Origin of the sequence: Halomonas sp. ND22Bw (genome assembly GCF_003011945.1) — a bacterium.
Classification (GTDB): domain Bacteria; phylum Pseudomonadota; class Gammaproteobacteria; order Pseudomonadales; family Halomonadaceae; genus Halomonas; species Halomonas halophila.
Genome location: NZ_PXWD01000936.1, coordinates 1 through 269, shown reverse-complemented (window position 1 = coordinate 269; position 269 = coordinate 1). Strand labels below are relative to the sequence as shown.

Here is a 269-nt window from a genome sequence, read left to right as displayed (position 1 = left end):
CAGCCAGCGCGTCCATTCGGTGCCGCCGTCTTCGCACAGCAGCGGATGGCTGCGCAGCTCGTCGACTGAGCGCACGCCCAGCTGGCCATTGATCATGGCCGGGCTGCAGACCGGGAACAGCTCCACATGGGTCAGCAGCCGCACCTCGCGGTCGGGCCAGATGCCGGTGCCGTAGCGGATGCACAGGTCGACCGAGGGCGAGTAGACCTCCTTGTCCTCGTTCGACGCGATGATCTTCAGTTGCACGTCCGGGTAGGCCGCGAGGAATT

General features: G+C 66.2%; 1 protein-coding gene. It reads right to left on the bottom strand.

Translation table 11 applies throughout. The features are described 5' to 3' along the window. Positions 1–269: LysR substrate-binding domain-containing protein (locus CVH10_RS20910; protein WP_369335930.1), on the bottom strand; the 269-nt coding region annotated here is incomplete at both ends.